General features: G+C 41.3%; 17 protein-coding genes and 1 other annotated feature. All 17 genes read right to left on the reverse strand.

Going from position 1 to position 20,003, the window contains the following annotated elements:
• Window positions 1-152: 152 nt before the first annotated feature.
• The 17 genes from CSV76_RS02020 to tig all read right to left on the reverse strand — a co-directional run bounded on the left by CSV76_RS02020 (window position 153) and on the right by tig (window position 19,985).
• The gene (locus CSV76_RS02020) at window positions 153-671 is read right to left on the reverse strand and encodes a hypothetical protein (RefSeq protein WP_085426426.1); all 519 of its coding nucleotides are present in this window, start codon (window positions 669-671) and stop codon (window positions 153-155) included.
• A 61-nt stretch (window positions 672-732) separates the two neighbouring features.
• Window positions 733-1,257 carry a GrpB family protein gene (locus tag CSV76_RS02025; RefSeq protein ID WP_085426427.1) on the reverse strand — a complete coding sequence of 175 codons (525 nt, stop codon included), beginning with the start codon at window positions 1,255-1,257 and terminating at the stop codon, window positions 733-735.
• A 70-nt stretch (window positions 1,258-1,327) separates the two neighbouring features.
• Window positions 1,328-2,359, reverse strand: coding sequence for a S66 family peptidase (locus tag CSV76_RS02030; RefSeq protein ID WP_099624610.1), 1,032 nt, complete (start codon window positions 2,357-2,359; stop codon window positions 1,328-1,330).
• Between the two features lie 52 nt (window positions 2,360-2,411).
• On the reverse strand, window positions 2,412-3,008 hold the full coding sequence (locus tag CSV76_RS02035; RefSeq protein ID WP_099624611.1) for a class I SAM-dependent methyltransferase: 597 nt from the start codon (window positions 3,006-3,008) through the stop codon (window positions 2,412-2,414).
• A gap of 43 nt (window positions 3,009-3,051) precedes the next feature.
• Complete coding sequence (locus CSV76_RS02040; RefSeq protein ID WP_099624612.1) at window positions 3,052-3,537, reverse strand: GNAT family N-acetyltransferase; 486 nt, start codon at window positions 3,535-3,537, stop codon at window positions 3,052-3,054.
• Between the two features lie 205 nt (window positions 3,538-3,742).
• Window positions 3,743-6,388, reverse strand: a complete 2,646-nt coding sequence (locus CSV76_RS02045; protein WP_099624613.1) for a valine--tRNA ligase — start codon at window positions 6,386-6,388, stop codon at window positions 3,743-3,745.
• 53 nt (window positions 6,389-6,441) lie between these two features.
• Window positions 6,442-6,660 (reverse strand) — a binding site (T-box leader).
• Window positions 6,661-6,888: 228 nt separating this feature from the next.
• Window positions 6,889-7,524 (reverse strand): hypothetical protein, encoded by a 636-nt coding sequence (locus CSV76_RS02055; RefSeq protein WP_099624614.1) that lies wholly within the window; start codon window positions 7,522-7,524, stop codon window positions 6,889-6,891.
• Window positions 7,525-7,653: 129 nt separating this feature from the next.
• Window positions 7,654-8,949, reverse strand: a complete 1,296-nt coding sequence (hemL, locus tag CSV76_RS02060) for a glutamate-1-semialdehyde 2,1-aminomutase (RefSeq protein WP_085426433.1) — start codon at window positions 8,947-8,949, stop codon at window positions 7,654-7,656.
• Window position 8,950: 1 nt separating this feature from the next.
• Window positions 8,951-9,931, reverse strand: a complete 981-nt coding sequence (gene hemB, locus CSV76_RS02065) for a porphobilinogen synthase (RefSeq protein ID WP_099624615.1) — start codon at window positions 9,929-9,931, stop codon at window positions 8,951-8,953.
• Complete coding sequence (locus CSV76_RS02070) at window positions 9,928-10,692, reverse strand: uroporphyrinogen-III synthase (RefSeq protein ID WP_099624616.1); 765 nt, start codon at window positions 10,690-10,692, stop codon at window positions 9,928-9,930. Before CSV76_RS02070 ends, hemB begins: the two co-directional genes overlap by 4 nt.
• Complete coding sequence (hemC, locus tag CSV76_RS02075; RefSeq protein ID WP_085426436.1) at window positions 10,685-11,614, reverse strand: hydroxymethylbilane synthase; 930 nt, start codon at window positions 11,612-11,614, stop codon at window positions 10,685-10,687. The genes CSV76_RS02070 and hemC overlap by 8 nt, the downstream gene beginning before the upstream one ends.
• Window positions 11,615-11,629: 15 nt before the next feature.
• The gene (ccsA, locus tag CSV76_RS02080) at window positions 11,630-12,460 is read right to left on the reverse strand and encodes a cytochrome c biogenesis protein CcsA (RefSeq protein WP_099624617.1); all 831 of its coding nucleotides are present in this window, start codon (window positions 12,458-12,460) and stop codon (window positions 11,630-11,632) included.
• A gap of 222 nt (window positions 12,461-12,682) precedes the next feature.
• Complete coding sequence (gene hemA, locus CSV76_RS02085; protein ID WP_085426438.1) at window positions 12,683-14,059, reverse strand: glutamyl-tRNA reductase; 1,377 nt, start codon at window positions 14,057-14,059, stop codon at window positions 12,683-12,685.
• Between the two features lie 130 nt (window positions 14,060-14,189).
• Window positions 14,190-14,771 (reverse strand): ribosome biogenesis GTP-binding protein YihA/YsxC, encoded by a 582-nt coding sequence (gene yihA / locus CSV76_RS02090; RefSeq protein WP_085426439.1) that lies wholly within the window; start codon window positions 14,769-14,771, stop codon window positions 14,190-14,192.
• Complete coding sequence (gene lon, locus CSV76_RS02095) at window positions 14,768-17,089, reverse strand: endopeptidase La (protein ID WP_085426440.1); 2,322 nt, start codon at window positions 17,087-17,089, stop codon at window positions 14,768-14,770. Before lon ends, yihA begins: the two co-directional genes overlap by 4 nt.
• A 132-nt stretch (window positions 17,090-17,221) precedes the next feature.
• Window positions 17,222-18,490, reverse strand: coding sequence for an ATP-dependent protease ATP-binding subunit ClpX (clpX, locus tag CSV76_RS02100; RefSeq protein ID WP_085426441.1), 1,269 nt, complete (start codon window positions 18,488-18,490; stop codon window positions 17,222-17,224).
• 208 nt (window positions 18,491-18,698) lie between these two features.
• The gene (tig, locus tag CSV76_RS02105; RefSeq protein WP_085426442.1) at window positions 18,699-19,985 is read right to left on the reverse strand and encodes a trigger factor; all 1,287 of its coding nucleotides are present in this window, start codon (window positions 19,983-19,985) and stop codon (window positions 18,699-18,701) included.
• Between the last annotated feature and the right edge of the window lie 18 nt (window positions 19,986-20,003).

Here is a 20,003-nt window from a genome sequence, read left to right on the forward strand (position 1 = left end):
GTTTTGTTTGAAGAAGAGTTGGCTAGGTTAGCATAGTATTTCCAAAACTAACCCGTTAATTGAGGGATCACATTCCCCTTCATACATACACTGGATTTTATCTAAGTGGCTAATTTAATATTGCAATTTAGGATCAATATTCGGTACTGTTATTATCTACAAAAATTAGATTTATAGTTCATTAATACATCCTCAATATAATCCCACACAATGACTTCTCCATTATGAACTTCAAAAACTTTACCATGTGTATTATGTCCATCAGATTTCATAGAATTAAAGTTCCCCATGAAATTCTTAACATAAGTAGTAGGATATTTTTTCTCATCCGCGCATCTATTTATCAGATTATCAAGCGTTACAACTCCATATTCACTTTCGACTTGAAAGAATGCTCGTACGATTTTATGGTTATTTTGTTGAGATTTATATGCCCACATGGGAATCTTCGTTCGAGCTTTCCCAGTATCTGCGTTTAATTTTCCAACATCTATACTTTTTAATCTTTTCGGTTCACTATATTCTTGTGAGACTCTGGAAAAGCTATTTGCTATATACTGCATTATTTGTTTCTCCAGTACATCGTCGGCGTTCTCTTTATTGAGTTGCAATGCCAGTTCAAACTTTTCCAGGACATCTTGATTAATTCTACATATGAAATCTTTCTGCATATTAATCCCCCTACATTAATCGCTTTAATTAAGACAAATAAAATTGAGCAATCTTGGAATATTAGCCCCTGTGTTTCACTTCATACCAACTGAGTGCTTCTTCCTCCAGAGCCTTCACAAACAAATTTTTCCCATCTATATAACATTCAATCTCGTCAGGAAACGCGTTAGCCAGTTTCTTTTTCAAGTCTCCATAAAGCTTACTTTTTTCAGAATGAACACGAAGATAATCTCTAACAGCCAAATGACGAGTGATATCATAATGATTGTCTTCTTGAAATACATGGATTTGATGCGTTCTAAGATTTTCACCTTTTCTAAAATAGCGCCGACCTGCAATTCCAAATTCCCCAAGTGCTTCATAACCGATTTCATTCATTTTCACGGTTAAAGCATCCACATTTTCAATACATTTCACTACGGGCAGTATATCGATAATTGGTTTCGCTGCTAACCCTTCAACAGAAGTACTACCTATATGATGAATATCTACTAATTCATCTTTAAAAATAGCAGCTAATTTTTGGGACTCTTTTTCGAAGAGTTTAGGCCACTCTGTATGATAATCAACAACTATCACTCTCATATAATGTCTCCTTAACAATAGATCTTCTAGTCTCCAGGTAGAAAATGGCATCCAACACTAAACATTTTCCTTACTCTACGCCACTTTCAAGAATTGAAAACGTCTTTCGTTCACAATCGATCTCCGCCATCGCCCCATAAGGTAACATAAACTTAGGTTCCGTATGACCAAAATTCAAATTGTACAAGATAGGCAAATGTTCTAAACTGTACTCTTTCATCACCTTACGAATTTCCACTTTATATTCTTCGTAATATTTCTCATCTTGAGGTTTCCCAAAAATAATCCCATTCGCTTTTTGCAATATTCCTTGTGCTGCATAATTTCTCAACCAGTATCGAATAAAATCCGGTTCAGGTTTCTCTTCAGATGTTTCAAAGAACAGAATACTGTCATTCCAGTACGCTGTATCCGGCCAAAGTTCCGTTCCTTTCGCAAACTCCAATACTTCAATGCAGCCACCAATTAGTTGACCTTTTGCAGTACCCGAACCTTGAAGTACCTCATAGCCAGTATTCTGATTCATCGTACGACGGGTATGTTTATTCGTTTCAATCCATTCCAGCCGCTCACTTGTCCAACTTTCTGCTGATTGAATCTCACCGATTATTTCATTCGAAAAGAGAGTTCGATTCACCATTTCGATCGTATAGGGATCCATCTCCACATTTTCAGCAAAGTCCGTTAAAATAGCCGGTCCATAGAATGAAGAGATACCTGCCTTATGGCAAAACAAATGGGATATGGTGACATCAGAGTATCCACTGAATATCTTCGGATTATTTTGTATGACCGTGAAGTCGATATAAGGAAGCAATCGGATACTATCTTCTCCCCCGATATTCGCAAAAATTGCTTTAATGGTTGGATCACGAAATGCCGTCATCAAATCTTCAGCACGCGCTTGCGGATTCTCATACAGATAGTCTCCTCCCTTCAAACTGTTTGGCATTGGCACTACTTTCAATCCGAACACTTCTTCCAGTCTTTTCACACCTTGTTCATAACGCCACTTGATCTCAGGTTCACCCGCGCCTCCCCATGAGGGACTGACTGTTGCGACGGTATCTCCTGGTTGTAGTTTCATTGGTTTTTTCAGCATATTAAACCTCCCTTTGAATACTTCTTATGATAGAGTTTTGTTTATTAATACATCACTTTCTACTTGTCGAGATCAACATCGTGGCGTCTTCATTCACAAAAATATTCTTCCCACTATAAAAGTTTCTAATTTCAATGTCTTTAAAACCTACTTCTGATAACAGCTGTTTTAATTCTTCGTGTACAAATCCGTTATGAACCTTTGGATGTGTTACTTTTTCATTTTTATCAAAATCAATAATAATCAATTTCCCGTCTTCAGTCAGAACATTATATAATTCCTGTAGTATTTTTTTAGTATCTGGAACATGAAGTAGAACCAATGATACTAAAACAATGTCTGCCTGAAGTTCAGGACTCTCCTGTGTAAAATCCGTTAAAAGAACTTTTGCGTTCGTAATTCCACCTCGAGAAATTTTAGCTTGCGCAACTTCCAGCATTTGCTGAGATGAATCTACCAGTAAAATTGACTCTACCAGATCCGCTAATGCTAACCCAACCAATCCCGTACCGCTTCCATAATCAATTAATGATTTTGAACGACTATCTTGTACTTCCGGCTTTACTTCCTCCGCTACAATCCTAGCTAATTCCTTTCGTTCATCCGAATCGTACCTTTTTGCCATTTGCTCAAATACATTTTCCTCCATAGTACACTCTCCTAAATTCGTGATTTCTTCCATACCATTTCATTCAAATGATCAGCACCATCTGAATCGTCTTCAATATATGACCAGCAAAATCCTCATCATATTCCGCAACCATCTTAAATCCTTTTGCTTCATAAAACTGTCTTCCGATCAAATTTTCCTCTTCGACTTCCACGACAACTTCTTTCACACCTTCAAGTTCTTCTATCCCTTTTCTTAAAAGTGCTGTTCCTATTCCCTCTCCTTGCTTAGCAGGATATATATAAATCGCTCGCAGCTCCATCCTACCTGCCTCATCCACCGGAGAAAAATCAACGAACCCAACTACCTCACTCGCGTCTTCTGCAACGAATACATGCGAACCAGCCAAACGCTTCTGCAACATCTCATCACTATACGCTACACGAAGAAAATCATCTTGAATTTCCCGAGGAATAATTCCCTCATACGTAGTATGCCAACTTTCACTAGCAACATGCTGGACACTTACAACATCTTCATCTTTCATTTCACGCACCACATAGCTCATATAAAATTCCCCTCGCCTATTTCGAAATATTATAAATCCAATTATACCCATAACTCTCCAGTAATACTATCCATAGCATATTACTGGATTCTTACTAAAGAATTTTTAAGTCATAGGGTTTGGGTTAATTATCTCTTCTCCTCACCTACTCCAACAAAAAAACCCACTCAACAGCATCACACTGTCAAATGGGTCGTAATTCTCTTTAGATCTCCTTCAGTTCCGCAATACGACGCTCAACCGCCGCATACTTCTCCAAATAATCTGCTTCCTTCGCACGCTCTTCCTCAACAACTGACTCTGGTGCCTTCGCAGTAAAACGTTCATTCGACAACTTGCCTTGAACTCGCTTCACTTCACCTTGCCACTTGCCAAGCTCCTTCGTCAAACGAGCCAGCTCTTCTTCAATATCAATCAATCCCTCAAGTGGCAAATACAACTCTGCCCCTGTCACGACCGCCGACATCGTCTTACCTGGTGCACTCACCTTCACGCCAATCGTCAACGTCTCCGGATTACAGAAACGCTCTAGATAGCTACGGTTTTCTTCCAGTACAGCCACTGTCGTCTCATCTTTCGCCGAAATATACAAATCGACTTTGCGACTCATCGGAGTATTTACTTCAGCGCGAATATTACGTACCGCTTTAATAATATCCACCAACAACTTCATATCCGAAGAGCGAGACTTGTCCATCATCGCTGCGTCCACTTCTGGCCACTTGGCTACTGTGATCGACTCGCCTTCATGCGGAAGGTTCTGCCAAATCTCTTCAGTAATGAACGGCATCAATGGGTGTATTAAACGCATCGTGTGATCTAGAACATGCGCAAGAACCGAACGTGTCATTTTCTTCGCTGCTTCGTCTTCACCGTATAACGGCAACTTCGCCATTTCGATATACCAGTTACAGAAGTCTTCCCAGATGAAGTTATATAACGCGCGGCCCATTTCACCAAACTCATAGCGGTCTGACAAGCTAGTTACTGATTCAATCGTTTCATTCAGACGAGTTAAGATCCATGCATCTGCAACGGATTTTTCTCCTGATAAATCGATTTCTTCATACTTCATTCCATCCATATTCATTAACGCGAAACGGGAAGCATTCCAAATTTTATTGGCAAAGTTCCAAATCGCTTCTACTTTTTCGGTAGAATAACGTAGGTCTTGTCCTGGTGAAGAACCTGTTGCAAGGAAGTAACGCAATGCATCTGCACCGTATTGCTCGATTACGTCCATTGGATCTACACCGTTACCAAGAGATTTAGACATTTTTCGCCCGTCTTCCGCACGTACTAAACCATGGATCAAAACATCTTTGAATGGACGCTCTTCCGTGAATTCAAGTGCTTGGAAGATCATACGAGACACCCAGAAGAAGATAATATCATATCCTGTAACAAGGGCATCCGTTGGGTAATACTTTTTGAACGTTTCGCTATCTACGTCAGGCCAGCCCATTGTCGAGAACGGCCATAGAGCAGATGAGAACCAAGTATCAAGTACGTCATTGTCCTGTGTCCAGTTTTCTGCGTCAGCCGGTGCTTCTTGACCCACATAAATTTCACCTGTTGTGTTGTGATACCAAGCTGGAATACGATGGCCCCACCAAAGTTGACGAGAAATACACCAGTCATGAACATTTTCCATCCAACTTAAATACGTTTTCTCGAAACGCTCAGGCACAAACGTCACTTTTTCTTCTTCATTTTTCTGCAGATTGATCGCTTGCTCGGCAAGTGGCTGCATATTAACGAACCATTGTGTAGAAAGATAAGGCTCCACTACTGCACCGCTTCGTTCCGAATGACCGACAGAGTGCATATGTTCTTCGATTTCAAATAACACATTCATCTCTTGTAAATCCTTAACGATTTGCGTACGGCATTCGAAACGATCCATACCTTCATACTTACCTGCTAGTTTATTCATCGATCCATCTTCATTCATCACGAGAATACGTGGTAAGTTATGGCGATTACCTATTTCAAAGTCATTCGGATCATGCGCTGGTGTAATTTTCACTGCGCCGCTTCCGAAGTCCATTTCTACGTAATCGTCCGCCACGATTGGAATTTCGCGTCCAACGATTGGCAATGTAACCATTTTCCCGATCAAGTGCTTGTACCGATCGTCTTCTGGATGAACCGCAACAGCCGTATCACCGAGCATCGTTTCGGGACGTGTTGTCGCAATTTCAATTGAACCTGTGCCATCTGTCAATGGGTAACGCATATGATAGAATGCACCCTGCACATCTTTATGGATGACTTCGATATCAGAAATCGCTGTTTTTGTTGCAGGATCCCAGTTGATGATATATTCGCCACGATAAATGAGCTTCTTTTCATATAATTTAACAAACACTTCACGGACTGCTTTTGATAGACCTTCGTCGAGCGTAAAACGTTCTTGTGAGTAATCGAGTGCCAATCCAAGTTTCGCCCATTGTGCGCGGATATGGCTTGCGTATTCTTCTTTCCATTTCCACGTTTCCTGTACGAAGTTCTCACGTCCAAGATCGTAGCGAGTTTTGCCTTCAGCGCGAAGTTTTTCTTCTACTCTGGCTTGTGTCGCAATTCCTGCATGGTCCATTCCCGGCAACCACAATGCATCATACCCTTGCATACGTTTCATGCGGATGAGCATATCTTGTAATGTCGTATCCCAAGCGTGACCTAAGTGAAGCTTACCCGTCACGTTTGGTGGTGGAATCACAATCGTATACGGTTCTTTCTCGCTTTTTACATCCGATTCAAAATACTTGCCTTCAAGCCACCACTCATAACGTTCTTTTTCAACTGCCTGCGGATCGTATTTAGTCGGCATTGTCAATTCATCAGTCATTATAGTTCCTCCTTCAAATAAAAAGGGATACAAAAAAGCCCCACTCATCCCGGTAAAAGGACGAAGGAGCTCGTGGTACCACCTTTATTTATGAACGCTAAAAAGCATTACATCTTCATGATTTGGTAACGGTCTTCACCGGTTCCTGCTACTAAAATTTCACAGAAACTGCTCATAGGGGACTTCCATATGTTGTTCCCAGGTACGTCCCACCTATCGTACCCTCTCTAAAGAAAACGTTTCACATGTACTTGCCTACTCTTCGCATTTATATTCTTATCTTTCATTATTATAAGCGAAGCATACTGTGTCCGTCAACTGAATACTAGTCGATAAGGAAAGGATGGTGAACGATGCGAAAAGGTTATAACCCCTACTTGTTGCCGCCCTGGCTACGGAAAACGAGATTTTACTGTAAAGGCTTTATCATCCCGTTGACCGTGTTCCAATTAGTGCGATTACTCATTGTCCCGACAACCGGAGACATATTATTATTTTGTTTACTCGCTGCTTTGTCTTTCTGCTTCTACAAAAACATTATTTGAATGGAAGATCTTTCTCGTGACATCGTCATCCATTTCGGCGATGTATAAGAGAAAGTCTTCCATTTCATTGTGGACTTGCTCTAGCGCACGATCAGCATTAGCAAGAAACTGCATATGGGAAGTCGATGCAGCCGTCAATTGGGGTTCTGCAGGTTCTTCTACAATTGCAACTGGTTCTTGTACAGGCTCTTGCACGGGTTGTTCCTGCTTCAAGTGAACCGTCCACTCCAGTTTTAATCCGCCATCTTCCTGTGATGTAGTTTTAACATCCTGTACTTCCAGTTGCAGGTTTCCATCGAGCTCAGCTGGTAAATCTACATTCAGTGGCACCGCATATTCAAAATATCCTTTGCTGTTCTCCACTTCGACATCATTAATAATCAATAAGTCTTCCGCTGGGAGCTCCACCTGCTTGTCTGCGTCAAACACGACGTTTGCTGCAATATGATAGATCCCTTGCAAACGAATCGCTTCTTCCGTCCGTTCTTCCGTAAAGCCAGGCGTCACCTTTACCTCAGCCGATTCTGCAAATGCCCCGTACTCAGCAGGGAAATAAAAAGATTCTTGTAATGTCCATTGATGCGTCGTCATATTTGCTTCACTCCTTTTCTTAACTCAGGCTACTATATGAAGAAAATACGGAGTTTAGAAGTGAGTATAATGTAGTTTAAGAATGAAAATAAAAAAGCGCCAAGCAACTATCTGCCTGACGCTTAGTAATTATCTCTTAAGTTTCGCAAACACTGTATGGAATGCTTCCACAGTTTTCGCGATATGCTCTTCTGTATGAGCCGCTGACAAGAACATTCCTTCGAATTGGGAAGGTGGTAAGAAAATACCTTCTTCCGCCATCAGACGGTAATATTCTGCGAATAGTTCCAAATCAGATGTTTTCGCTTTATCGTAATTATTGACGCGTTCATTTGTAAAGAAGAACCCAATCATCGAACCTGCACGATTGACAGTATGCGGAATATTATTAGCTTTCGCTGCTGCGCGGAAACCTTCTTCCAATTGATCGCCAAGCTTAATGAAATGTTCATATGTTTTCGGCGTTAACTTTCTCAATGTTTCAATTCCCGCTGTCATCGCTAACGGATTACCAGACAATGTACCAGCTTGATAAATAGTTCCTGCTGGTGCAACATGCTCCATAATCTTGCGTGAACCGCCATACGCTCCTACAGGCAGTCCGCCACCGATTACTTTACCTAGACATGTAATGTCCGGTTTGATGTTGAAATGACCTTGTGCGCATTTATAACCAACACGGAATCCAGTCATCACTTCATCAAAGATGAGTAATGAACCGTTCTCTTCGGTCAAATCACGTAAGCCTTTAAGGAAGCCGTTATCCGGTCCTACAACACCCATGTTTCCTGCAACAGGTTCTACAATAATCGCAGCAAGGTCGTCTCCGTACTCTTTGATAGCCAATTTAACACTTTCCAGGTCGTTATATGGAACCGTAAGCGTGTTTTGCGCAATCGATTCAGGTACTCCAGGGCTATCTGGTAAACCTAATGTAGCGACACCCGATCCCGCTTTAATAAGCAAAGAATCCGCATGTCCGTGGTAGCAACCTTCGAATTTAAGGATTTTATTACGCTTCGTATAGCCACGTGCTAAACGAAGTGCACTCATTGTCGCTTCCGTACCTGAAGATACCATACGTACCATTTCAATTGACGGAACACGGTCGATGACAAGCTCAGCTAATTCATTTTCTAGAAGAGTCGGTGCTCCGAAACTTGTGCCAGTTTCAGCGACTTTTTGGATTGCTGATACTACGTCAGGGTGTGTGTGTCCTAGGATTAGAGGACCCCAAGATAAAACGTAGTCAATATATTCATTGCCATCAATATCCTTAATGATCGCCCCTTTACCACTTTCCATAAAGATCGGATCCATATTGACTGATTTGAATGCACGAACTGGTGAGTTGACGCCACCCGGCATTAAATCAACTGCTTTTTTGAATGCTTGTTCAGATTTCGTATATGATTTATGTCCCATATTACTTCTCCTCCAACCAGCGAGCAGCATCTTTTGCATGATACGTCATGATGATATCTGCGCCTGCACGCTTCATACTTGTTAACGTTTCTAGTACAATTTTCTTCTCATCTACCCAGCCGTTTAATGCAGCCGCTTTGACCATTGCGTATTCCCCACTGACGTTGTACGCCACGACAGGCAATAGTACATGATTTTTCACGTCGCGAATGATATCAAGGTAAGACAATGCCGGCTTCACAATAAGGAAGTCTGCACCTTCAAGAATATCGGATTCCGCTTCACGCATAGCTTCCATTCGATTTGCTGGATCCATCTGATACGTTTTACGATCGCCGAATTGTGGAGTGGATTGCGCTGCTTCACGGAATGGACCGTAATAAGCAGATGCATATTTCACCGCATACGACATAATCGGAATGTTCTGGTATCCTGCATCGTCAAGTGCTTGGCGAATGACCGCAACAAATCCGTCCATCATATTCGATGGCGCAATGATATCTGCTCCTGCTTTCGCTTGACTGACTGCCGTCCTCGCAAGCAATACAAGGCTTGCATCGTTATCTACATCATTATCGTGAATAACGCCACAGTGACCGTGATCTGTATACTCGCATAAACATGTATCCGCCACTACAACTAATTCTGGATGACGTTCTTTTACAGCACGTGTAGCACGTTGGATGATTCCTTCATCGTCATACGCTTCAGATCCGGTAGCGTCTTTTTCATTAGGGATACCGAATAAAATAATCGATGAAATACCTAGTTCAACTACTTCATCCGTCTCTTTCAATAATAAATCAATTGAAAACTGATCTACTCCTGGCATCGAAGCGATTGGATTACGTACGTTCTCGCCTTCTGTAACAAAGATAGGATAAATGAAATCCGCTGCTTTAATTTCTGTCTCCCTTACCATCGCACGCACTGTTGGGTGTGTACGAAGTCTACGATGACGCTTAAATTCTATTGGATTCATTTAAATTCTCCCTTTCGTTTGGCTAATTCGTGAACTAGCTCGACTAATGTATACGTTTCAGGTTTGACGTGAACAGGTGCACCTACTTTTAACAATGCACGTTCCGTAACATGTCCGATCGCGCAAACCGTAAAGCCGAACCACGTCGTTTTCGGTGCAATACGTGAAGAGAATACTTCCACCGCTGACGGGCTTGCGAACAAAACAGACACCTGATTTTTATGAAGTATAAAACGACTCAATTTATCTATTTCACTCGTTGCACTTTTTGTCTCATAGACTGTCCATTCCGATACATGAAACGGCAACTCCTCGCGAATCAGACTACCCGCAAGCGTACCTTTCAAAAAGACCACGTGCAACCGTTCTGATTTTTTCGGATTAAACTGTTTGACGAAAACATCTGCACTAAATACGCTCGGTATGAAAGACACGGCAAAACCAAGTTGATCTAGCGCAGCGGCTGTTCGAGTTCCGACCGCAGCAACTTTTCCATTGTACGTATCAGCCGTTACATTGAACCGCAACATTTTCGCACGGAATGCAGCAACTGCTGATTGGCTCGTAAAAATGAGCCAATCAGCTTTCATTGCTTGTTGCAACTTTTGCTGATCAGCCTTCTTCTGTATTTCTCCTACTTGAATAAGTGGAATCGAAATCGGAATGCCACCGTACTTTTTCACGAGTTCAGCAGCTTCCGAAGATTTTGGTGTACCGGTGAAAATAACCGTTTCTCCTGCTAACGGCAATGCGTTACGCATCCATCTCCGCCTTCACTTTCTCGATAACTTCAGTAGCACCTTGGTCACGTAAAATTCTACTGACTTCTTTACCGACTGCAACAGGATCTGTTCCTTTCACCGTTTCACGGAACACTTGAACTGCATCGGGAGACGCGATGAAACCAGTCATTTCCACTTCATTACCATCAAACGTTGCAAATCCTCCGATTGGTACTTGGCAAGAACCATCCATTTCGTTAAGGAACGTACGCTCAGCCTGTAGCTCAATCCATGTTTTCTCATCTGTTAATTTCGCTAGTTCATTTAGCAATTCTGTATCATCTTCACGACATTCAATTGCTAATGCACCTTGTCCTACTGCTGGAATACAATCTTCGAGCGATAGGTGTTCTGTGACGATGTTATCATCCCAGCCCATACGCTTAAGTCCTGCAGCAGCCAAGAGAATTGCATCATATTCACCATCTTGGAGTTTACGAAGACGTGTGTCAATATTGCCGCGTATCCACTTAATTTCAATATCCGGACGTAACATCAACAACTGTGAACTACGACGTAGACTGGATGTACCGACAACCGCTCCGATTGGTAAGTCCATGAAGCGAACATGGTCATTTGCGATGTACGCATCACGTGGATCTACACGTTTAGGGATACAACCGACAGTCAAGCCGTCAGGAATTACCGCCGGCATGTCCTTCATGCTATGTACGGCAAAATCAATTTCTTTATCAAATAATGCTTGCTGGATCTCTTTTACGAATAATCCTTTACCGCCAACTTTTGACAACATGACATCCAATATTTGATCGCCTTTCGTCACAATCTCTTTCACTTCAAACTCAAATGGTGCACCCGCTTGCTTCATTTGTTCGATGAACCATTTCGTTTGAGTTAATGCCAGCTTACTTCTACGTGAACCTACAATAATTTTTCTCACAAAACTCTTCCTCTCTTATATCCATAAATGAAATTGTGACAGCGTACTGCCCAAAAAGAAATTAACGACCGTTAAGAGAAATGCAAATATCGTCATCCAAGCGAACTCCACTGATTGGAGCTTGCCCTTGTAGTTGTAAAAAACCACTGACGAGTAGATGAGCAATACCGCAAATGATCCCATGATTTTCACATCAAACGGAGACCAGTCTTCTAGCGCTACATATGCCCATTGCACACCAAACAACAAACTAACAAATAAAATCGGGATGCCCGTGTAGATCGACATTTTCATGCCCATCATCGTTTGATGCAAATTCGGCAGACTAGAAAACCGCTTACCAAGTTTCTTACTTTTCAATACGTTATATACAATCAAATATAATATCGCGAAAACAAATGCTAATGCGAACACCGCATACGAGAGGATTGCTGATGTAATATGAACAAATAACACTTCTGAAATAAGCGAATCACCTACAGTGGACGCTGTATATTTTAGATTGGAAAACACATGAATCATTAAAAAAGCAAAACCAATGATATTTGTAAAAAACACCATGAAATTCACTTTATAAATCAACTGGAACACGATGGATAGTGTAACTAGTAACCATACATAAAAGTAAATTCCTTCAACTAGCGATAGCACGGGAAAACGTTTCATTTCAAAAATGTAAAAAGATAAAATAATCGTTTGCGTAACCCATACAGAAACGATGAGCCAAAAAGCAGTACGTTGCACGACTTTTGACTTTTTAAAGTAATCAATTAAGTAAAAAACAAGACCGAGGGCATAAAGAACAATCATGAATTCCTGAAGTCTTGCGACGGTTAAATCAACCATATGCTATTCTCTGCCTTTCAAGCGAAAACCTCTCTTTTGCTAGTAAGGAGTGTTCGTTTATATTGTCTCAAATGAGAGGGTGTTACTGCAAATATTTGCATCCATAGAAAGCATATTTCTCATAGTGCCACGAGTATTTATACATTTCTTGCTTATTTAACTGCATTAAAAAAAGTGGACCTGTATCGTTCTTGTGAAAGACAGATACAGAACCACCAGGGATTAGTGTTGATAATTTAAGTTCGTCACATCAACGACATCTGATTTTTCATCAGCACGTTTTTGGAGACGTTCTTTTGCCTGTAATGCCAGCTGTTCCTTTTCTGTTACGACATCTTCAGAAATCCCAAAGATTTGTTCAAAAAGTGCGAGTTTCTCTGCTGCTTTTTTATCAGTAGATAATTCTTTAGCTTGTAAAATAGGCTCTTTCAGCAATTGATTGATAATCGATTTTGTATGCTTGTTCAGAACTTTCTTTTCACGTTCTGTTAAATCCGGCATTTTATTTTCGATGCTAGCCATTGTTTCACTCTGAATGCGACTTGCCTTCTTACGCAATGCAGAAATCATTGGCACGACACCAAGTGTTGTCAACCATTCTTTAAATGCAACTACTTCTTGTTCAATCATTAAACCGATCTCATCAGCTGCACGCTTACGTTCGGCCAAGTTTGCTTCGACAATACCTTGAAGATCATCGATATCGTACAAGAATACACTGCTCAGTTCACCGATTTTTGGATCAAGATCACGTGGTACAGCTATATCCACCATAAATAGCGGCTTGCCTTTACGTAGTCTCTCTACAAAATCCATCAATTCATAATCGATGACATATTCAGTAGCACCAGTTGAACTGATCAAAATATCCGCTTCGAGTAACAAACACTGCAACTCTTGCATAGATTTCGCTTCACCATTAAATTTCGCCGCTAGAATTTCTGCCTTAGAGAATGTTCGGTTGATTACAGTAATCTTCCCAACACCGCTTCCTTGCAAGTTCTTGACTGCTAATTCACCCATCGTACCAGCTCCAAGAATGGCAATATGCTTATCTTTGAGAGAACCGAAAATCTTTTTCCCAAGTTCTACGGCTGCATAGGAAACTGACACGGCATTTTCACCAATTGCTGTGTCGGTATGTGCTCTCTTCGCTGTTGTGATCGCTTGTTTGAACAATTCATTGAATACGGTACCTGTTGTACCAATATTTTGTGCAGCAAAAAAACTACTGCGAACTTGTCCTAGTATTTGCGTTTCACCGAGTACCATGGAATCAATGCCTGCAGTTACACGTAATAAGTGTTCTATGGCACCATCTTCTTCATGAATAATCAAGTGACTGGAGAATTCCTCAATAGGAATCGAAAACCAATCGGCAAGGAATTTCTTTATATAATATCGTCCTGTATGAATCTGATCGACCACCGCATAAATTTCTGTACGGTTACAAGTAGAAATAATGATGTTTTCTAAGATGCTCTTTTGCTGTTGCAATGTTTGCATCGCTTGTGGCAAATCAGCTTCGACGAATGATAGCTTCTCTCTAATTTCGACAGGGGCGGTTCGGTGGTTAACACCGACAACGACTGTATACATTAGGTGCTCACACCTTTCGGAATCTTTTTCGTACATTCATTATAACATACATAGCGCTTTAGTCGGAATGTAAATTGTGAACATCATTTGAAGTCATAATGTAGCAATTCCCCCGAAACTATCGCGTTATTTACATGCGACTTTCAATTTCACGCCATGCTTCATCCATACCCATTCCTTTTTCGGATGAAAACAAGATCAGCGGCTCATGGACTTCCATGTTAAATGTTGTACGAACGACTTTCTTATGCTTCTCCCATTTACCTTTAGGAATTTTATCGGCTTTTGTCGCAACGACAATTGTAGGGATATTATAGTGGGCTAGGAAATCATGCATCATGCAGTCATCTTTTGTTGGTGGATGGCGCAAATCGACAATTTGCACTACCGCACGCAACTCTTCACGTGACGTAATGTATTGCTCGATCATACCCCCCCACTTTTCTTTTTCTGTTTTAGACACTTTCGCATAGCCGTAACCAGGTACGTCAACGAAAAATAATTGTTCTTCAATTTTATAGAAATTGAGCGTTTGGGTCTTTCCTGGTTTTGAAGACGTACGAGCTAAGCTCTTGCGTCCGATCATTTTATTGATGAATGAAGACTTCCCTACATTCGAGCGACCGGCTAACGCAAATTCAGGATAGCCTTCTGTTGGATATTGTTCAGGTCTAACGGCACTCATAATCATTTCAACGTTATGGACTTTCATTTCTTTTCCTCCAAAGCGATATCGAGTACTTCATGAGCATCCGACACGAGTTTAAATGTTAATTCTTTTCTTACACTATCTGGAATATCATCTAGATCACGTTCATTATCAGACGGGATGATGATCGTGCGAAGACCTGCACGGTGGGCACTTAGTGTTTTTTGCTTCAGTCCACCAATAGGCAACACTCGTCCACGCAATGTCACTTCACCTGTCATACCGACTTCACGGCGTATCGGGCGTTCCGTCAATGCGGATACTAGTGCCGTTACGATTGTTATACCGGCGGAAGGTCCATCTTTTGGTGTGGCGCCTTCTGGAACATGTATATGGATATCCCACTTTTCATGGAAATCTGGATCTATATCAAATGTCATAGCTTTAGAACGCACATACGACAATGCTGTTTGTGCAGATTCCTTCATAACATCGCCAAGTTTTCCAGTCAGCAATAATTTACCTTTACCTGGTGATAAGGATACCTCAATTTGCAATGTATCTCCACCTACTGATGTATAGGCTAACCCTGTTGCTGCTCCGACTTGATTGACCGTTTCTGCCTGTCCGAATCGGAAGCGTTTTTTGCCAAGCAATGTTTCCAATGTTTTCGGGCTCACAGTCAAGCTTTTCTTATCACCTGCGAGGATCTGACGAGCAGCTTTACGACAGATACTGGCGATTTCACGTTCCAATGAACGCACACCCGCTTCTCGCGTATAATAACGAACAACTTCCAGTACGGCTTCATCTTGGAAACGTAGCTGGGATTTCTTCAGGCCATGTTCTTTCATTTGTTTGGGAATCAGATGGTTGATGGCAATTGATTGTTTTTCATGCTCCGTGTAACCTGGGATCGATATGATTTCCATGCGATCACGTAGCGGTCCAGGAATAGCCCCCAGATCATTCGATGTAGCGATGAATAAGACACTTGAGAGATCATACGGTTCTTCAATATAATGATCGCTGAAGGTGCTGTTTTGTTCAGGATCCAGCACTTCTAACATAGCAGACGATGGATCACCTCGGAAATCATTCGACATTTTATCAATTTCATCGAGTAAGAAAACTGGATTCACAGTACCCGCTTTCTTCATACTTTGAATAATACGTCCGGGCATAGCACCTACATACGTTCTACGATGACCTCGAATTTCTGATTCATCCCGTACGCCGCCTAGAGACAAACGGACAAATTTGCGTCCTAATGACTCGGCAATTGAACGTGCCAATGATGTTTTACCAACCCCTGGAGGTCCATCCAAACAAAGGATAGGACCACGGAGTGAATTGGTCATCTGACGCACCGCTAGATACTCAAGAATCCGTTCTTTAACGTTTTCCAAGCCTTCGTGGTCACGATTCAATATTTCTTCAGAACGCTTCAAATCCAATTGGTCTTTTGTAGCATCGGTCCACGGCAGCATGATCAGCCACTCGATATAGTTACGGATGATACCACTCTCTGCGGAAATAGAAGGAATTTTTTCATAGCGTTCTAGTTCTCGCTCTGCTGTTTCTCTTACAGATTGAGGCATATTCGCTTCTTCAATTTTCTTATTCAGCTCCGTCACTTCAAGACCTTTACCGTCTTTATCGCCCAGTTCTGTCTGAATTGCTTTCAATTGTTCACGTAAATAGAACTCTTTTTGTGTACGTTCCATTGCTTCTTTTACGCGTTCATTAATTTTTTGTTCAAGCTCCATGATTTCCTGTTCATTATACATACGACTAATTAGCCATTCCAAACGTTCAGGTACATCGATCATTTCAAGCACTTCTTGTTTCGCTGTTAATTTTAACGGTAAATTCGATGCGATCATATCCGCTAATCTTCCCGGTTCTTGAATACTCTCAACTGTTTCGAGTGTTTCATCGGAAATACGTTTACTGTTTTTCGCGTATCGTTTAAACTGTGCAACGAGTGAACGCATCAGCGCTTCTGCCTCAGCATCTTTTTCATCGTTCTCTTCGTAGCATTCCACATTCACAACAGGATATAGATCCGCTTCCTCGTAAACACACCACTTGGCTCTATGTATCCCTTCAATCAATACCCGATAGGTACCATTTGGCAATTGCGTCATCGATTTGATATTCGCTAACGTACCAATCGTTTGTAAATCATCTTTTTCTGGATTTTCTAAGCTTAAATCTTTCTGCGTTGCTAGGAAAATTTGATGATCACCTGCTAAAGAATGTTCAATAGCAAAAATCGAACGCTCTCGACCTACATCGATATGTAAAAGCATCGTCGGATATACAATCACTCCGCGAAGTGGCAATAATGGGATGTTCTGTTTTTGAATCGTCGGCATGATAAGCCACCTCCAAATAAATTATGTCTAAGTATGTATATAGTTCATAAATAAAATCTTATGTAAGAAAAAGCCGACTGCCGAACGTATAGGATACGCATCGGTGGAGCCGGCCTTTTTGCCATTTCGGCGTTATGCAGTATTTTTTTCGTTATCTGCTTCGTAAATTGATCCGTCTTCTTTATACAAGATCGGAGTAGATGTACCCGTGACAGAATCTTTAGTGATGATACATTTCTTTACTTCTTCAAGTGAAGGAAGATCATACATTACGTCCAACATGATATTTTCGATAATCGAACGAAGTCCACGAGCACCCGTTTTACGAGCAATTGCTTCTTTCGCGATTTCGATTAATGCGTCATCTTCAAATTGAAGTTCAACATCATCAAGTTCGACCATCTTCTGGTATTGTTTAACGATCGCATTTTTCGGTTCAGTTAGAATTTGATACAATGTATCCGCATCTAGTGTATCGAGAGTTGCGATAACCGGCAAACGACCGATGAATTCCGGAATCAAACCGTATGATTGTAGATCTTCAGGAATCAATTTAGCCAATAGACTATCTTGTTCATTGATTTCTTGCTTCGATTCAGAACCGAAACCGATGACTTTACGTCCAATACGGCGTTTAACGATATCTTCGATGCCGTCAAATGCTCCACCCACAACGAACAAGATATTCGTTGTATCGATTTGCAAGAATTCTTGATGAGGATGCTTACGACCGCCTTGTGGTGGTACGCTTGCAACTGTTCCTTCCAAAATCTTCAGCAAGGCTTGTTGTACACCTTCACCAGATACGTCACGTGTAATCGATGCGTTCTCGGATTTACGAGCTACTTTATCGATTTCATCGATGTAGATAATTCCTTTTTCAGCTTTATCGATATCGAAATCCGCTGCTTGAATTAATTTCAAGAGGATATTCTCTACGTCTTCCCCAACGTAACCTGCTTCAGTTAATGAAGTCGCATCTGCAATCGCAAATGGTACATCCAAAATACGAGCCAATGTTTGAGCGAGTAAAGTTTTACCGCTACCTGTTGGTCCGATTAAGACGATATTGGATTTAGCCAGCTCGACTTCATCAATTTTACTACCTGAATTCACTCGTTTGTAATGATTGTATACTGCTACTGCGAGTGATTTCTTTGCACGATCTTGCCCGATGATATAATCATCGAGGATACTTTGGATCTCTCTTGGTTTTGGAACGTCTTTTAGTTCAAAGCCTTCTTCAAGACCGACTTCCTCTTCCACGATTTCCGCACAAAGTTCAACGCATTCATCACAAATATAAACACCTTGACCAGCTACTAGTTTGCGGACTTGCTCTTGAGATTTCCCGCAAAAAGAACAGCTCAAGTTATCGTTTTCATCATTAAATTTGAACATTATGCTCACCCCTATTCAAGTGAATATACTACAAGATTACTTTGACTTAATCAACTAATTAGAACTTAACGACCAACACAACCAGCCTGATATGTATGGTTATTTACGCTCTAGCTTATGGAGTTTAGAAAACTCTATACATGAAGTCTTTTATTTAAGAAAAACAAGGTACGGGCAAACCGTACCTTGTTTTATCTATATAGAAAGATTAGTCGACGATTTTAGCGCTGTCAACAAGTAGTTGAACTGTTTTGTTGAAACGAAGATCGTTTTCAAGTACAGATGTGCCACCAAGAGTAGTCTTGATTTGCTCAACGTCCATACCGAATTGCTCAGACATCTTTTCAAGTTCTGCATTAATATCTTCTTCAGGAACTTCAACGTTTTCAGCAGCACCGATTGCTTCAAGTGTTAATGAAACGCGTACGCGGCTTAGAGCGTCGTCCTTCATTTGGTCGCGAAGTGTTTTCTCGTCTTGACCAGAGAACTGGAAGTAAAGATCCAAGTTCATGCCTTGCATTTGTAGACGTTGTTCGAAGTCCTGCATCATACGATCCGTTTCTGAATCGATCATCGCTTGTGGAATTTCCATCTCAGCGTTGCTTGCAGCCTGTTCTACTAGATCGTCACGAAGAGCTGTTTCAGAATCATTCTTCTTCACTTCTTCAGCTTCTTCTTTCAACTTCGTGCGTAGCTCTTCTACTGAAGAAACGCTCTCGTCGATTTCTTTTGCTAACTCGTCATCAAGTTCAGGTACTTCTTTAGACTTGATTTCGTTAACTTTTACTTTGAATGTAGCAGGTTTACCAGCTAGTTCAGCAGCATGGTATTCTTCAGGGAAAGTGATTTCAATATCTTTTTCTTCTCCTGTTTTCATGCCTACTACTTGCTCTTCGAATCCTGGAATGAATGAACCAGATCCAACTTCAAGTTCGTAGTTTTCTGACTGTCCGCCTTCGAATGCTTCGCCATCAGCGAATCCTTCGAAATCGATTGTAGCTGTATCGCCATCTTCAACAACGCCGTCTTCTTTGACTACCATTTCTGCTAGTGCTGCTGTACGTTGTTCAAGCTGTGCTTCAACTTCCTCGTCTGTTACTTCAACTGATTGACGAGTCACTTCAAGACCTTTGTATTCGCCAAGTTTCACTTCTGGCTTAAGTGCGATAACTGCTGTGAATACAACCGGCTCGCCTTTTTCTAACTTTTCGATGTCAATCTCAGGTGCAGCGATTGGATCAACGTCTGCTTCGTCTACTGCTGCAGAGTATGCTCCAGGTAGCACGATATCGATTGCATCGTTGTAAAGTGATTCTTCACCGTACATTTGGTTGAACATCTTACGTGGCATTTTTCCTTTACGGAAACCAGGTGCTTGTACTTTCTTTACTACTTTTTTGAACGCTTCATCTAGTGCTTCGTTGAAACGCTCTACGGAAACTTCAAACGTAAGTTTCCCTTCACTGCCTTCTAATTTTTCCCATTTAACTGTCATATGTATGACCTCCAAATC

The sequence above is a fragment of the Sporosarcina sp. P17b genome, from assembly GCF_002743115.1.
GTDB lineage: Bacteria > Bacillota > Bacilli > Bacillales_A > Planococcaceae > Sporosarcina > Sporosarcina ureae_C.

Excerpts from the sequence above, each read along its gene's own strand:
- CSV76_RS02040 (WP_099624612.1), bottom strand. The coding sequence starts at position 3,537 with ATGAGCTATGTGGTGCGTGAAATGAAAGATGAAGATGTTGTAAGTGTC.
- hemB (WP_099624615.1), bottom strand. The coding sequence starts at position 9,931 with ATGAATCCAATAGAATTTAAGCGTCATCGTAGACTTCGTACACACCCA.
- clpX (WP_085426441.1), bottom strand. The coding sequence starts at position 18,490 with ATGTTCAAATTTAATGATGAAAACGATAACTTGAGCTGTTCTTTTTGC.
- yihA (WP_085426439.1), bottom strand. The coding sequence starts at position 14,771 with ATGAAAGTCCATAACGTTGAAATGATTATGAGTGCCGTTAGACCTGAA.
- tig (WP_085426442.1), bottom strand. The coding sequence starts at position 19,985 with ATGACAGTTAAATGGGAAAAATTAGAAGGCAGTGAAGGGAAACTTACG.
- CSV76_RS02020 (WP_085426426.1), bottom strand. The coding sequence starts at position 671 with ATGCAGAAAGATTTCATATGTAGAATTAATCAAGATGTCCTGGAAAAG.
- lon (WP_085426440.1), bottom strand. The coding sequence starts at position 17,089 with ATGCCGACGATTCAAAAACAGAACATCCCATTATTGCCACTTCGCGGA.
- CSV76_RS02030 (WP_099624610.1), bottom strand. The coding sequence starts at position 2,359 with ATGCTGAAAAAACCAATGAAACTACAACCAGGAGATACCGTCGCAACA.
- CSV76_RS02045 (WP_099624613.1), bottom strand. The coding sequence starts at position 6,388 with ATGACTGATGAATTGACAATGCCGACTAAATACGATCCGCAGGCAGTT.
- CSV76_RS02025 (WP_085426427.1), bottom strand. The coding sequence starts at position 1,257 with ATGAGAGTGATAGTTGTTGATTATCATACAGAGTGGCCTAAACTCTTC.
- hemA (WP_085426438.1), bottom strand. The coding sequence starts at position 14,059 with ATGTATACAGTCGTTGTCGGTGTTAACCACCGAACCGCCCCTGTCGAA.
- ccsA (WP_099624617.1), bottom strand. The coding sequence starts at position 12,460 with ATGGTTGATTTAACCGTCGCAAGACTTCAGGAATTCATGATTGTTCTT.
- CSV76_RS02055 (WP_099624614.1), bottom strand. The coding sequence starts at position 7,524 with ATGACGACGCATCAATGGACATTACAAGAATCTTTTTATTTCCCTGCT.
- hemL (WP_085426433.1), bottom strand. The coding sequence starts at position 8,949 with ATGGGACATAAATCATATACGAAATCTGAACAAGCATTCAAAAAAGCA.
- CSV76_RS02035 (WP_099624611.1), bottom strand. The coding sequence starts at position 3,008 with ATGGAGGAAAATGTATTTGAGCAAATGGCAAAAAGGTACGATTCGGAT.
- CSV76_RS02070 (WP_099624616.1), bottom strand. The coding sequence starts at position 10,692 with ATGCGTAACGCATTGCCGTTAGCAGGAGAAACGGTTATTTTCACCGGT.